At 74.3% G+C, this 14,096-nt stretch carries 13 protein-coding genes and 1 tRNA gene; 11 read left to right on the top strand and 3 right to left on the bottom strand.

The features are described from left to right. The first annotated feature begins 209 nt into the window (after positions 1–209). Positions 210–671, top strand: coding sequence for a (2Fe-2S) ferredoxin domain-containing protein (locus AC068A_RS21845; RefSeq protein ID WP_478587248.1), 462 nt, complete (start codon positions 210–212; stop codon positions 669–671). Here AC068A_RS21845 and fdhD read toward each other — a convergent pair. After that, positions 668–1,546: a formate dehydrogenase accessory sulfurtransferase FdhD gene (gene fdhD, locus AC068A_RS21840; protein WP_478587246.1), complete on the bottom strand. Its 879-nt coding sequence runs from the start codon at positions 1,544–1,546 to the stop codon at positions 668–670. The two genes, AC068A_RS21845 and fdhD, sit on opposite strands and share 4 nt — an antisense overlap. Positions 1,547–1,739: 193 nt before the next feature. Between fdhD and AC068A_RS21835 the strand changes: the two genes are divergently transcribed. The 4 genes from AC068A_RS21835 to AC068A_RS21820 all read left to right on the top strand — a co-directional run bounded on the left by AC068A_RS21835 (position 1,740) and on the right by AC068A_RS21820 (position 6,140). Next, positions 1,740–2,681 (top strand): beta-ketoacyl-ACP synthase III, encoded by a 942-nt coding sequence (locus AC068A_RS21835; protein ID WP_478587245.1) that lies wholly within the window; start codon positions 1,740–1,742, stop codon positions 2,679–2,681. A gap of 173 nt (positions 2,682–2,854) precedes the next feature. Beyond that, positions 2,855–2,942 (top strand) — tRNA-Leu (locus AC068A_RS21830). Positions 2,943–3,312: 370 nt separating this feature from the next. Continuing rightward, positions 3,313–5,235, top strand: a complete 1,923-nt coding sequence (locus AC068A_RS21825; protein WP_478587244.1) for an AMP-dependent synthetase/ligase — start codon at positions 3,313–3,315, stop codon at positions 5,233–5,235. Positions 5,236–5,291: 56 nt separating this feature from the next. Then, positions 5,292–6,140, top strand: a complete 849-nt coding sequence (locus tag AC068A_RS21820; RefSeq protein WP_478587243.1) for an aldo/keto reductase — start codon at positions 5,292–5,294, stop codon at positions 6,138–6,140. A 95-nt stretch (positions 6,141–6,235) separates the two neighbouring features. Here the strand turns inward: AC068A_RS21820 and AC068A_RS21815 are convergent, their stop codons facing one another. Then, positions 6,236–6,541 (bottom strand): 4a-hydroxytetrahydrobiopterin dehydratase, encoded by a 306-nt coding sequence (locus AC068A_RS21815; RefSeq protein ID WP_478587241.1) that lies wholly within the window; start codon positions 6,539–6,541, stop codon positions 6,236–6,238. Positions 6,542–6,718: 177 nt separating this feature from the next. Here AC068A_RS21815 and AC068A_RS21810 point away from each other — a divergent pair, with 177 nt between their 5' ends. From AC068A_RS21810 to AC068A_RS21785, 6 genes are all read left to right on the top strand, one after another. Next, positions 6,719–7,525: a helix-turn-helix domain-containing protein gene (locus AC068A_RS21810; protein WP_478587239.1), complete on the top strand. Its 807-nt coding sequence runs from the start codon at positions 6,719–6,721 to the stop codon at positions 7,523–7,525. A gap of 85 nt (positions 7,526–7,610) precedes the next feature. After that, entirely contained in the window at positions 7,611–7,781 is a 171-nt protein-coding gene (locus tag AC068A_RS21805; protein ID WP_478587237.1) for a hypothetical protein, read from the top strand. Between the two features lie 511 nt (positions 7,782–8,292). Beyond that, a complete protein-coding gene (locus AC068A_RS21800) occupies positions 8,293–9,369 on the top strand; it encodes a hypothetical protein (RefSeq protein WP_478587235.1) in 1,077 nt (358 codons plus the stop codon). After that, positions 9,366–9,929: a toxin-antitoxin system, toxin component gene (locus tag AC068A_RS21795; protein ID WP_478587233.1), complete on the top strand. Its 564-nt coding sequence runs from the start codon at positions 9,366–9,368 to the stop codon at positions 9,927–9,929. Before AC068A_RS21800 ends, AC068A_RS21795 begins: the two co-directional genes overlap by 4 nt. 125 nt (positions 9,930–10,054) lie before the next feature. Next, entirely contained in the window at positions 10,055–11,533 is a 1,479-nt protein-coding gene (locus AC068A_RS21790; protein WP_478587231.1) for an NAD(P)/FAD-dependent oxidoreductase, read from the top strand. Further along, the gene (locus AC068A_RS21785; protein ID WP_478587229.1) at positions 11,530–12,729 is read left to right on the top strand and encodes an MAB_1171c family putative transporter; all 1,200 of its coding nucleotides are present in this window, start codon (positions 11,530–11,532) and stop codon (positions 12,727–12,729) included. The genes AC068A_RS21790 and AC068A_RS21785 overlap by 4 nt, the downstream gene beginning before the upstream one ends. Before the next feature lie 25 nt (positions 12,730–12,754). Here AC068A_RS21785 and AC068A_RS21780 read toward each other — a convergent pair whose 3' ends face one another. Next, entirely contained in the window at positions 12,755–14,014 is a 1,260-nt protein-coding gene (locus AC068A_RS21780; protein WP_478587227.1) for an NADH:flavin oxidoreductase/NADH oxidase family protein, read from the bottom strand. Positions 14,015–14,096: the final 82 nt, after the last annotated feature.

Genomic DNA, 14,096 nt, shown 5'->3' with positions numbered 1-14,096 from the left:
CGTTTGTGTTTCGTGGGACGCAGCATCTCTTTGTTTTCCCCCCGCTCCTTCTCTCCCCCCCTCCACCCCTTCTGTTGTGTCCTCCCCCGCCCCATCCCCCCCCCGGGGACGCGGAGGCCGGGACGGAGGCCGAACTCCCCGGCGGGCATGTGGCGGAGGTCTCCTCCGGGCCCCAACACCCCGCGCCGCGCGCCCGGTAACGTGCGGCGGTGACCTGGATACGCCCGCTCGCCGCCCACGCCGAACGCCCCTGCACCCTCGTGGTCTGCCGCGGCTGCTGCTGCGGCGACCCCCGCAAGAACCCCGGCACCGACCACGCCGGCCAGCTGGCCCGGCTGCGCGAGGCCGCCGCCGCTTCCGGGGGCCGCCTGGCCGTCCGTACCAGCGACTGCCTCGGCCCGTGCGCGCAGGCCAACGTGATCGTGGTGCAGCCGACGACCGAGGCGCGCCGGCGCGGCGCCCGCGCGGCCTGGTTCGGCTGGGCCCTGGACGACACCGCGACGGACGAGGTCATCGCCTGGGCCGAGGCGGGCGGGCCGGGCACCGCCCCGCTCCCGGCGACGCTGGACCTGCACCGCATCGACCCGCCCGCGCCGGCGGGTTCCGGGAACGAGGGCAGGAAGGCGAAGGGCGGCACGGGCCGCCGCGGTGGGGGCCGCCGCGCCCGCTAACGTGCGCGGGCGGACTCCGGCCCGGCGGGGTCGTCCTGGGCGCCGAGGTCCAGCCGTTCCTCGCCCGCATAGATGTTCATGTTGCCGCCGCGCAGGAAGCCCACCAGCGTCAGCCCGGACTCCAGGGCCAGGTCCACGGCCAGCGAGGACGGGGCCGAGACGGCTGCCAGTACGGGAATCCCCGCCATGACGGCCTTCTGCACCAGCTCGAAGGACGCCCGGCCGGACACCAGCAGCACGGTGTCCGCGAGGGGCAGCAGCCCGGCCTGGAGGGCCCGTCCGACGATCTTGTCGACGGCGTTGTGCCGGCCGACGTCCTCCCGGATGTCGAGGAGCTCGCCGTCGCGGGTGAACAGGCCGGCCGCGTGCAGGCCGCCGGTGCGGTCGAAGACCTTCTGCGCCGCCCGCAGCCGGTCCGGCAGCCCGCCCAGGAGCTCCACGGGGATCCGTACGCCGTCGGCGGCGGCCGGCGGGAGGGGGAACCTGGTCGCGGTGCGGACGGCGTCCAGGCTGGCCTTGCCGCACAGGCCGCAGGAGGAGGTGGTGTAGACGTTCCGCTCGAGGGTGACGTCGGGAAGCGGAACCCCGGGCGCGAGCCGGACGTTGACGACGTTGTACGTGTTCGAGCCGTCCTCCGCGGCCCCCTCGCAGTAGGTCACCGCCTGCACGTCCGCCGCAGAGCCCAGCACGCCCTCGCTCACCAGGAAGCCCACGGCGAGCGCGAAGTCGTCGCCGGGGGTGCGCATGGTGATCGCGAGGGGCTTGCCGCCCAGGCGCACCTCCAGCGGCTCCTCTGCGACCAGCGTGTCCGGGCGGACCCCGGTCGTCCCGTTCCGCACCCGTATGACGCGCCGGCGCTCGGTGACCCGTCCCATGTGATCAGACCGCCCGTTCCCTTCCCGCGGTGCACGTCGTCGTGCACCTGAGGTGCCCATTGTCCCGGACGGGGAGGATGCTGCGGACTCTCCAAATTACGCATCCGGAATCCTGTCGGGTCACACGCCCTCGTACCCACCGGTAGCCGGTCAGGCTGGATGGTCCTGCAGTCGTACGAGGGGGTTCCCGCCCATGACCGGTTCGCGCGTGGTGGCTCTGGGGCACTACCAGCCCGCGAGAGTGCTCACCAACGAGGACCTCGCGGCCGTGGTCGACACCAGCGACGAGTGGATCCGCTCGCGCGTCGGCATCCGGACACGGCACATAGCGGGTCCGGACGAGCCCGTGGACGAGCTGGCGTACCAGGCGGCGGGCAAGGCGCTGGCGGGTGCCGGGCTGGTCCCGGACGACATCGACCTCGTGCTGGTGGCCACCTCCACGGCGATCGACCGCTCCCCCAACATGGCCGCGCGGGTCGCCGCGAAGCTGGGCATGACCGCCGGTCCGGCCGTCATGGACCTCAACGTGGTCTGCTCGGGCTTCACGCACGCCCTGGCCACGGCCGACCACGCCATCCGGGCCGGCTCCGCGAGGCGTGCGCTGGTCATCGGCGCGGACAAGATGACCGAGGTCACCGACTGGACCGACCGCACCACCTGCGTCCTGACGGGCGACGGGGCGGGCGCGGCCGTCGTCGAGGCGTGCGAGGAGCCCGGGATCGGGCCGGTGCTGTGGGGCTCGGTGCCGGAGATGGGGCACGCGGTCCGGATCGAGGGCACGCCGCCGGTCTTCGCCCAGGAGGGCCAGTCCGTGTACCGCTGGACGACGAGCCGGCTGCCGGCACTGGCCCGCCAGGTGTGCGAGAAGGCCGGGCTCACGCCGGAGGACCTGGCCGGCGTGGTCCTGCACCAGGCGAACCTGCGGATCATCGAGCCGCTGGCCCAGCGGCTCGGCGCCGTGAACGCGGTCGTCGCCCGCGACGTCGTCGACTCGGGCAACACCTCGGCGGCCAGCATCCCGATGGCGCTGTCGAAGCTCGTCGAGCGCGGCGAGATCCCCAAGGGCGCCCCGGTGCTCCTCTTCGGCTTCGGCGGGAACCTGTCGTACGCGGGCCAGGTCATCCGCTGCCCGTAGCCCGGGGGTCGGGGCGGCGGCCGCAGGGAGGTGCGAGACGGGCCGTCTCGCACCGGCCCTCGCGGCATGCCCGCAGGTCAGCGAGCGCCCCGGAGCGAATACCCGGTCGGAACCACGCCGAACTGCTGCTATTGTTGTCCATGTCGCCGCGGGAGACCGGGGCGGATCACCTGGTCCGGGTGGCGGAATGGCAGACGCGCTAGCTTGAGGTGCTAGTGCCCTTTATCGGGCGTGGGGGTTCAAGTCCCCCCTCGGACACCAGCTAAGACCCCAGTTCAACTGGGGTCTTTTGCATTCCTGGGCAGTGGCGTGGCCAACCGCGCGACCCACGGCCCCGCAAATCCCCAGGTCAGGCCAGGGACGACAGGCCGAGCCGGCCGGCACCGGCAGGTGGACCTGCATGGGCGGCAAGTACAACGGCCGGCGACAACGGCCGGCCCGTCAACAGAAGCGGCCGCCGGGCCTGCCCCGCACCTGACGACACAGCACCCGGAAGACCCCTGCCTTTGCAGGGGTCTTCCGGGTTCGGGGGCGGCGGCGGGTGGGGAGGTGTTGTGGAGGTCCTTCGGGGGTGATCAACGCGGCGGAGGGGTGGGGTAGCGTCGCCGCGCTGCGGGGAGAGGAGCGGGGCATGCGCGAGGTCACGGTCCCACCGGTCGTCACGGAAGCGCCCGTCGGCGGGCTCGCCGACTGCGTCTTCCGGTACGCCCTCGACGATCCCGGCCGTGTCGTGCTGGGGCGCAAGCGGGGCGGCGGGTGGCGGGACGTGGCCTCCGGGGAGTTCGCCGCCGAGGTGCTCGGGCTCGCGCGCGGACTGCTGGCCCAGGGGGTGCGGTTCGGGGACCGGGTCGCCCTCATGTCGCGGACCCGGTACGAGTGGACGCTGTTCGACTTCGCGCTGTGGGCGGTCGGTGCGCAGCCCGTCCCCGTCTATCCGACCTCCTCCGCCGAGCAGGTGCAGTGGATCCTGTCCGACTCCGGGTGCACGGCCTGCGTCGTGGAGAACGAGGACCAGGCCATGACCGTCGGCTCGGTGGTCGAGGGGCTGCCGCAGCTGCGCCGGCTGTGGCAGCTCGACGCCGGGGCCGTCCAGTCGCTGGTGGCCGACGGCCGCGGGGTCGCCGACGACGTCGTGCACCGGCACCGCGCCGCGGTCACGCCCGACACCGTCGCCACCGTCATCTACACGTCCGGGACCACGGGGCGGCCGAAGGGGTGCGTGCTCACGCACGGCAACTTCATGTACGAGGCGGACACGGTCGTGGCCGGCTGGGAGTCCGTGTTCCGGGCCGGGCCCGGAGAGGAGGCCTCCACCCTGCTGTTCCTGCCGCTCGCGCACGTCTTCGGGCGGATGGTGGAGGTGGCGGCCGTCCGGGCCCGGGTCAAGCTCGGGCACCAGCCGGTGCTGGCGGCGGCCGAGCTGCTGCCGGACCTGGCCGCGTTCCGGCCGACGTTCGTGCTGGGCGTTCCGCACGTCTTCGAGAAGGTCTTCGCGGCGGCCCGCCGCACGGCGGAGGCGGAGGGGCGCGCGGGCCCCTTCGACCGGGCCGTCGAGACGGCGGTGCGGTACGCGGAGGCGCGCGAGCAGAAGGCGTTCGGCGTCGGGCCGGGCCCGTCGGCCGCGCTGCGCGTGGAGCACCGGCTCTTCGAGAAGCTGGTGTACGGGAAGGTCCGCGAGGCGCTGGGCGGGAAGGTGCGGCACGCCATGTCGGGCGGGTCGGCGATGCCGCGCCGGCTCGGGCTGTTCTTCGACGGGGCCGGGATCACGGTGTTCGAGGGGTACGGGCTGACCGAGTCCTGCGCGGCGGCGACCGCGCAGCCGCCGGGGGCGGTCAAGTACGGCACGGTGGGCCGGCCGATCCCGGGCACTACGGTGCACATCGCCGAGGACGGGGAGGTGTGGCTGCACGGGGCGCACGTCTTCTCGGGCTACCTGGGCGACTCCCGTTCCACGCAGGCCGTGCTGCGCGACGGCTGGCTGGCGACCGGGGACCTGGGCCGGCTGGACGGGGACGGGTACCTCACCATCACCGGGCGGAAGAAGGAGATCCTGGTGACCTCCAACGGCAAGAGCGTCGCGCCGGCCGCCCTGGAGGAGCGGGTGCGTTCGCATCCGCTGGTCGCGCAGTGCGTGCTCGTGGGAAACGACCGGCCGTACGTGGCCGCGCTGGTCACCCTCGACCCGGAGGGCATCGCGCACTGGCTGTCGATGCGCGGGCTGCCGCAGCGGCCGCCGGCCCAGCTGGTCCACGACCCGGACCTGACGGCCGAGGTGCGGCGGGCGGTGGTCGCGGCGAACACGCTGGTGTCCCAGGCCGAGGCGATCCGGGCGTTCCGGGTGCTGGAGGAGCAGTTCACGGAGGAGCGGGGGCTGCTGACGCCCTCGCTGAAGCTGAAGCGGCGGGCGATCGAGAAGAGGTACGCGCAGGAGGTGGCCGCCCTGTACCAGGCCGGGGGCTCCCCCGGGGTTTTCGGGCCGCGCGGCGGGAATACGCAGGTCCGGCGGCCGGTTTCCGACGACATCCGAGACGACATCCGAGACGACATCCGATGAGATCCGGCGCGCCGACCGTCCGGCGCCGCCCGGCGACCCCGAGGGAACGACAGCACGTGGACCAGGTCCCCGCCATCACGCTCAACAACGGCACCTCGATGCCCCGGCTCGGCTTCGGTGTCTGGCAGATCCCCGACGACGAGGCCGAGCGCGCGGTCGGGACCGCGCTGGAGGCGGGCTACCGCAGCATCGACACGGCGTCCGTGTACCGCAACGAGCCGGGCACGGGCAAGGCCGTCGCCGCGTCCGGGCTGCCGCGCGAGGAGCTGTTCGTCACCACCAAGCTGTGGAACAGCACGCGGCGGAGGTGGCGCCGGAAGGAGGTGCTGCGGGCGTTCGAGGACTCGCTCTCCCGGCTCGGCCTCGACTACGTCGACCTGTACCTGATCCACTGGCCGCGTCCGATGCGCGACGACTTCCTCTACATCTGGGAGGCGTTCGAGGAGATCGCGGCGGGCGGCCGGGCCCGCGCCGTCGGCGTGTCGAACTTCCGCCCGGCGGACCTGGACCGGCTCGGCGAGCGCAGCTCCCTGGTGCCGGCCGTGAACCAGGTGGAGCTGCACCCGCTGTTCCCGCAGGCCGAGCTGCGTGCGGAGCACGCCCGCCGCGGCATCGCCACCGAGGCCTGGTCCCCGCTCGGCCAGGGCCGGCGGCTGCTGGCGCTGCCCGCCGTCGCCGCGGTGGCCGCCCGGCACGGCCGCTCCGCGGCCCAGGTGGTGCTGCGCTGGCACCTCCAGCTGGGGAACATCGCGATCCCGAAGTCGGTGACGCCGTCGCGGATCCGGGAGAACCTGGACGTGTTCGACTTCGAGCTGGACGCCGCCGACATGGCCGCGCTCGACGCCCTCGCCGACGGGCCGCAGGCGGGGCGGATCGGGCCGGACCCGGCCGTCTGCGACCTCTGAGCGGGGCCGGGACGGGCGTCCTGCGCGGCCGAACGCCTTCGGTGCGCAGGAGTGGATCGTCGAGGAGCACCTCGACGATCCGGGGCCTGCGGGGGTCAGCTCGCGCCGTGGGCCGGGGCGAGGGCCTCGACGCGTTCGGCGAGGGCGAAGTCCGTCTCGGTGACGGAGCCGCCCGCGCTGTGCGTGTTCGTCGACAGCCGGACGGTGTTGTAGCCGAGGGTGAGGTCGGAGTGGTGGTTCAACTCGTCCTGCACGGCGGCGATGTGGGCGACGAGCGCGCTCGCCGCGACATGGGAGCCCAGCCGGTAGGTGCGGATGATCCGGTCGTCCTCGAACGCCCACCCGGGCAGTTCCCGCAACCGGTCCTCGATCTCCTTCTGCGAAAGCGGCTCGGCTGCCATCGGCATGCTCCCTTCCCCGTACGGGACGAACTCCTGACGTGGGGTCAAGGTTCCCACAACCGGGGCCGCCGGGAAGGGTGCGCGCGGCCGGTCGCGCGGTCTTTCCGCAACCGCTGCGGCCCGCTCGGCGGACCGTCGCCGACCTGCGGGAAGGCTTCCTGAGGTAGCGTCATGTGCATGGCGATCACGACACATGCGGACACCGGGTCCGTCGGCTCCCTGCTCCGCTCCTGGCGTGAGCGGCGCGGCATCAGCCAGCTGGAGCTGGCGGGCCGCGCCGACTCCTCCGCGCGCCACATCAGCTTCATCGAGACCGGCCGGTCCAAGCCCAGCCAGGAGATGGTGCTGCGGCTCGCGGACCGCCTCGACGTCCCCGTACGGGAGCGCAACGCGCTGCTCCTCGCCGCCGGGTACGCCCCCCACTACGCGCAGACCCCGATGGACGACCCGGCGATGGGCACCCTGCGCGAGGGCCTGGAGCGGCTGCTGACGGGCTACGAGCCGTACCCGGCGCTGGTCGTGGACGCCATGTACAACGTGGTCGCCGCCAACCGGGGCATCGCGATGCTGCTCGACGGCCTGCCCGGGCACCTGCTGACCCCGCCGCTGAACGCGATGCGGATCACCCTGCACCCCGAGGGGCTGGCTTCGCGGATCCACAACCTCAAGGAGTGGCGCGGCCACCTGCTGGCGCAGATGGAGCGGCAGATCGCGCTGGCCCGCTCCGCGCCGCTGCGCGCGCTGTACGAGGAGGTCGCCGCGTATCCGGTGGCCGACCGCCCGGGCGACGCCGAACCCGCCGAGCCCGTCCCGTACATCGCGCTGCCGCTGGTCATCGAGCACGACGGGCACCGGCTGTCGTTCGTGTCGTCCATCGCGACGTTCAACACCCCGATGGACGTGACCGTCGCCGAGCTGGCCATCGAGACGATGCTCCCGGCCGACCCGGCGACGGTGAAGTACCTGCGTTCGCTGGGGCCCTGAGGCCCCCGCCCGGGCCTCGGCCCCGACCGCGGCCGCGGCCGAGGCCCGCAGCGACAGCTGCTGAAGCAGCGCGAAGGCGGCGACGGTGAGGGCCTGGGCCGGGATCCAGGCCAGGCCCGCCGCGGTGGGCGCGTCCCAGAGGAAGAGCGAGACCAGGCTGAGCACCACCCAGGCGCAGTTGGTTTCGATGACGAGCTTCACCCCGAAGACCGAGGGCCGGCGGCGGGAGGCCAGCCAGCCGACGCCGGCGGCATAGGCGGTGAGGAAGAGGCCGAGCTCGAACAGGGTGGCCGGGCCGATGCCGAGCAGTCGGCCGATGGGAGCGCTGAAGGCGGCGTACGCCAGGCCGTTGGCGCCGGTGACGACGGCGTCGAGGGCGAGGAAGCGGCGCAGGGCGGTCTGCGGGGCGGCGGTGCGGGCGATTCCGGCGATCAGGGTTGCGGACATGGCGGATCAGCCTCCGGGAGGGTCGGGGTCGCAGGAGCCGGCGAGATGCCGGCGGCGGGCCGGCCCGGGGGCGCGGCGGGTGCTCCGCGGCCTTCCGTGAACCGGTGCCCCCACTGTGCCGCGCAACCGCGGCGGGGTCGATTACCTCCGAAGTCATGCGGTCGGCCCCGTCCTGACGGCCGGCCCGGGGGCCGCGCCAACCTTCTTTGACTCACATCGCAAGAAACGTTGGGGTTCTTATGTTCCGCTGCGACCCGGAGGGCTAGGCTGCACACAGCCGAAGCTCTCGAACGTCCAGTCGACATACGGAGAACCTCACGGTGACACCCGACGTCCGGACCGACCTCGCCGCGACCTGGTCGTGCGTCGCGGCGTTGGCGGAGCGGTGCGGCCGGGACCCCGCCGAGGTGCTGGACGTGCAGCGGCTGAGCCGGCTGAGCGGGGTGGAGCCGGAGCGGATCCCGGCGGTGGTGGCGGGGACGGCACCCGAGGCCCCGCTGTGCGAGCGGGTACACCGGCGCTTCCTGCGGCTGCGGGCCACCCGCCGCGACCGGCACGGCCGGGAGTGGCCGCTGGCCGCCATCGCCGACGAGTTCGACGCGCCAGGCGCCTCCTTAGGCCCGCTCAACGCGGGCACCGGGCTGCCCCGGCTGGGCCACGCCGCCGGTGTGCAGCGGTTCTTCGGGGTGTACGCGGGCTTCCTCCTCGCCGACAGCAAGAGCGCGGTGGAGCGGGCGCTGGCCACGACCGCCGCCGAGGCCTGCACCAGGGCCGCGGCAGGCGCCCCCGTCACCGGCTCCGGTGCCACGAACGACCTGGAGCACCTGTCGTACCTGACGGGCATGCCCCCGCACGCCGTCGCGCAGACCCTCGACGGCCGGCCGCCCCGGCTCCCGCTCAAGGAGCAGGTGCACCAGCGTTTCACGCACCTGCGCAGCACCCGCCCGCGACCGGACGGGCAGGCCCACTCGCTGGCCGCCATCGCCCGGTCCTTCGACGCGTCCGGCCAGTCGCTGACCCGCCTGGCCCGCGGCGACGGGCTGCCCAACCTCGCCGCGGCCGCCGGGATCCAGCGGTTCTACGGGGTCGAGGGCGGCTTCCTGCTGGCCGACGACACCGAGGCCCTCGCCACCGCCCTCGCCGGCATCGCGTACGAGCTGCGGTCCGCCGAGCAGGACGCGCAGGACCCGATGCTCGCCGTCCTGCGGGCGCACGACGTACGCGGCATCGTCACCCGGGCAGGCCGCCTGTCCGCGGCGGGCTGGAAGTCGCTGGCCGACCACCTGGACGACCTGCTGGCACGGGAAGGCCTGCTCAAGGGCCCGGGCGCAGACCGCGAACACCCGGGCCGCACGGCACGGGGCCGTGAAGACACCGCCGAGGGGGGAGCGCCATGAGGACCACACGGACCATGCGGAAGCTCGGCGCGGATCTGCTGGCGGAGGTGCGCCTGACGGCGCCGGCCGATGCCGCCGCGGTCGTCGCAAGCCTGTGCGAGGCGTACGGCCGCAGGCGCGGCGGACGGCCCGTGGACTTCCGCTTCGCCGGGTTCCCGCCGGACACGGCCAGCGGGCTGTGGTTGGAGCTCGCGGACCGCGATCTGCTCATCATCGAGGAACGCACCCGGCCCGAGCACCAACTCGTCATCGCCTGCCACGAGTTATGGCACCTCGAGGAAGGCACCTGCGACAGTCACGGGCTGGGCATGGCCGTGGCCGCCCGGCTCGCGGGACGCCACGGCGACCTGGCGGAACTGCTGCACTCCGAGGCCGGCCTGGGCAGTGTCGTGCGGCAGGCCGCCGCCCGCGCCGACCGGGAGGACCCGGCGGAGACCCGGGCGGAGACCTTCGGCCTGCACCTCGGCAAGATCCTCAAGACCTTCCTCCAGCCGCCCCGCCAGGAGCAGCTCCCGGAGGCGATCGAGCGCATCAAGACCTCGCTCGGCTGGGGCCGTTGAGTGCACTCCCCTGCGGCGCGGCCCGGCGCCGCGGCGGCCGCCGGCCCGCCCGCCCCGCCGCCCTGCCGACGCACCTCACGCGCCGCTGCCCCCGCACGGCCCCGACAGAGAGCCCACCCCACACGATGACCCCCTCCACCCCGCCCCGCCACGCCGTCGTCATCGGCGGCAGCATGGCCGGCCTGCTCGCGGCGGCGGTGCTCGCCGAGCACGCGAAGGTCACGATCATCGACGCCGACACGCTGCCCGACAGCCCGGCGCCGCGGCGCGGACTCCCCCAGGCCCGGCACGTCCACGTCATGTGGTCCGGCGGAGCGCGCGCCATCGAGAGGATCCTGCCGGGCATCACCGACGCCTGGACCGCGGCGGGCGCGATCCGCCGGAGCCTGCCCACCGACCTGGTCACCAAGACGGCACAGGGCTGGATCCCGCGCTGCGGGGAGAAGCAGTTCAACATCTCGTGCAGCCGCGACCTGCTCGACGCGGTGGTCCGTGCCCGCGTGACGGGCCTGAGCGGGGTCACCACCCTCCAGCAGAGCCGGGTGCGGGCACTGGAGGGGACGGCGGCCCGCGTCACCGGCGTCCGGGTCGACACCCCCGGGCAGGAGGGGCTGCTGGTCACCGCAGACCTGGTGGTCGACGCCAGCGGGCGCGGCTCCCGCGCCCGGGCCTGGCTCCAGCAGCTCGGGGTGGGCGGGATCAGACGGGCGCAGGTGGACTCCGGGCTGGTGTACGCGACCCGGATCTTCGAAGCGCCGCCCGGGGCCCACGAGATGGACTTCCCCATCGTCAACGTGCAGTCCGACCCGCGGGTTCCCGTGCCCGGGCAGACCGCGACGATCGTGCCCATCGAGAACGGCCAGTGGCAGGTCACCCTGTCGGGCACCCGCGGGGGCCAGCCCACCGGCGACCCCGACCGGTTCATCCCGTTCGCCAAGGGCATCCGGGACCCGATCGTCGGCGAGCTCCTCGAGGGCCGCAAGCCGCTCACCGACGTCGCCGTCACCCAGGGCACCGCCAACCGGCGGCTCTACTTCGAGAAGGCCGCCCTGCCCGACGGGTTCTTCGCCGTCGGGGACTCGGTGGCCACCTTCAACCCGCTGTACGGGCAGGGCATGACCGTCGCCGCCCAGGGCCTGCTGGCCGTACGGGCGCTGCTGCGCGCCAAGGGGCTCGCCCACCCGTCGTTCGGCCGCGAGGCGCAGCGCGCGCTCGCCCCGATGGTGGCCACCGCCTGGGAGCTGGCCACGTCCCAGGACATCCTCTACCCCGGGGCCACCGGGATGCGGCCGAGGGCCGGGGTCGGCCTGCTGAACGCGTACGTCAACCGGCTGGTGACGGGCGCGACGACCCGGGAGGCGCTGACGGCCGCGTTCCTCCGGGTCATCACGATGAGCAGCCCGCCCACGTACTGGCTCCGCCCGTCGGTGGTGTGGCGGGTGCTGCGCGCCTCGGACCGGGGTGCGCTCCAGGCGCCGCCGCTGACCGCGGCCGAGCGGGCCGTGGCGGGGCTCGACCCGGTGGCCGGGCGGGCCGGGCCCGCGGCCGCCCCCCGGCCGGGCGGTCCCGTCGATCCGGTGGGCCCCGTCGGCCAGGCGCGATGACGGACGGGCTCATCCTCTACGTCCCGGGGTCGGTGCTGATCCTGGCCCTGCTGATCAAGGCGCCGACACTGCGCAGGAACTGGGACCAGCCGCTGATGCGGGCGGTGTGCACGCTGCTGGTCGTCGGCTGCCTCGTGATGTTCCTGGCGGCGCCGCCGACGATCTCGGCGGTGAACCGGCTGACCGGCATCACCAACTTCTCCGCGCCGCTGGTGTACGCGGTGCTCACCGCGTTCTCCGGGTCGTGCATCGTCCTGGTGCTGCACTGGGGCGGCGGCCCGCCCGCGGTGGTGCGCCGGGCGACCCGGCTCACGTCGGCGGTGTTCGGCGCCGTCGCCCTGCTCATCGTCTTCCTGTTCGTGATGGGGGACGCGCCGGTCGAGCGGGTGCGGGACCTGGACACGTACTACGCCAACACGCCCTGGCTGCGCGAGATGATCGTCTGCTACCTGCTGGCCCACATGGCGGGCAGTACCGCGCTGACCGGCCTGTGCTGGAAGTGGCTGCTGAGGGCCGACCCCTCGCTGCGGCCGCTGCGCACCGGGCTGGCACTGATCGTGCTCGGCGGGGTGCTGGACCTCGGCTACCTGGTGGTGAAGTGGGCGGCGGTGGGTGCCCGGTGGGCGGGCCGCGACTGGGACGGGCTGTCCACGTACGCGGCGCCGCCGCTGGCGGCCTCGGCGGCCCTGATGGTGGGGGCGGGGTTCATCGTGCCGCTGGTCGGCGGTTCGGAGGCCTGGCGGGACTACAGCCGGTACCGGCGGCTGCACCCGCTGTGGAAGGCGCTGCGCGGCTTCGCCTCGCCGAGCGTGATGACGGTGCCGCTGACCTGGTGGTCGCCGATCGGGATCCGGCTGATCCACCGGGAGTCGGTGATCGACGACGGGATCCTGGCACTGGGCTGCTGGTTCGACCCCGGGGTGCGGTGCGCCGCGTACGAGGCCGCGCGCGCCCGGGGCATGGACGGGCAGCGGGCCTCGCTGGTCGCGGACGCGGCCATGCTCGCCGCCGCCGTGCGGCGCCGGGAGGCCGCCGAGCTGGCGGGCTGTGTCGGGGAGCACCGGGAGGGCGCCGACCAGGGGCCGTCCGACCCGTACCGGCTGGACTCGACGCCGCTGGCGGCGCTGGCCCGGGAGTTCAGCTCGTCGCCGATCGTGGCGGCCGTACGCAGCGGCCGCGACGGCCACGGGGCCTGAGTCGGGCGGCCACGCGGTCAGGCGGTCAGGCGGCGAGGGCCTCCTCGGGCCCGGGCTCGGGGTTGAGGGCGAGCCACGCCCCGTAGGTGCGGACCCGGCGCCAGTGTTTGAGCTGGTCGAGGGCGAACGCCGCCCGGGCCGAGGCCTGCGGCCGCGGTTCCAGGCCCCGGGCCAGCCGGTGCAGTTGGAAGCGCACGAAGGCCAGCAGCCCGGCTCCGGCCAGGTCCCGGTCCTTCCACGCCGGCCGTTCCACGGTGACGCGCACGTCCTCGCCCGCGCGCCAGCGGGCCGGCAGGTCGGGGCGGAACGCCAGGGCGGAGGCGAGGCCGACGACGGCGAAGCCGCTGTCCAGGACCCGGCCCGCGGTCTGGCTGCGGGCTATCCCGCCGGTCAGCATCAGCGGCATGGTGGCGGCCTCGACGAACTGTTCGGCGAAGGCGAGGAAGTACGCCTCGCGCTCCAGCGTCCGCAGGTCGGCCGTGCGGCCCAGGGTGGCGGGGCTCTCGACGCTGCCCCCGGACAGTTCGACCAGGTCGACGCCGAGCCCGCCGAGGACGTCGAGGACCCGGGCGGCGTCCTCGGTGTCGAAGCCGCCGCGCTGGAAGTCGGCGGTGTTCAGCTTGACGGCGACCGCGAAGTCGTCCCCCACCTCGGCGCGGACGGCCCGGACGACCTCGGTGAGCAGCCGGACCCGGTTGGGGAGGCTGCCGCCCCAGCCGTCGGTGCGCCGGTTGACCAGCGGGGAGAGGAACTGGCTGAGGAGGTAGCCGTGGGCGGCGTGGATCTGGACGCCGTGGAAGCCGGCCTCCCGCGCCCGTCCGGCGGTGACCGCGAAGCGGGCGACGGTGGCCCGGATGTCGGCCTCGGTCATCGCGGTGGGGCGGGCGAAGCGCTTGGTGTGCTTGCCGAGGCTCACCCCGACCTCGGACGGCGCCCAGGCGGTGCCGGGCATTTCCGCGCCCACCTGCCGGCCGGGGTGGTTGATCTGCATCCAGACCTGGCCGCCGCCCGATGCGGCGGCCCGGGCCCAGCGGCGGAAGGGGCCGAGCGGGGCGTGCGCGTCGAGGATGACCGTCCCGGGGGCGGTCAGGGCCCGGCGGTCCACCATGACGTTCCCGGTGATCAGCAGTCCGGCGCCGCCCTGCGCCCACCGGCGGTAGAGGCGCTCGATGCGCTCGCCGGGCAGCTGGCCGGGCCCGGCGAGGCTCTCCTCCATCGCCGCCTTGGCCAGGCGGTTCGGCAGCCGGCCGCCATGGGGCAGGTCGAGTGGCGTGAAGAGGTCCATCTGCGCTCCCCCCGGACCGCGTGTGGCACGTGTCATCCGTATCCGGCCGACAAGATACCGCCACGTGTCCGAGAAGCGGCAG

The sequence above is a fragment of the Streptomyces sp. NPDC043854 genome (assembly GCF_056436005.1).
The sequence above is the reverse complement of the archived record's forward strand: the minus strand, read 5'-3'. Positions and strand labels throughout refer to the sequence as shown.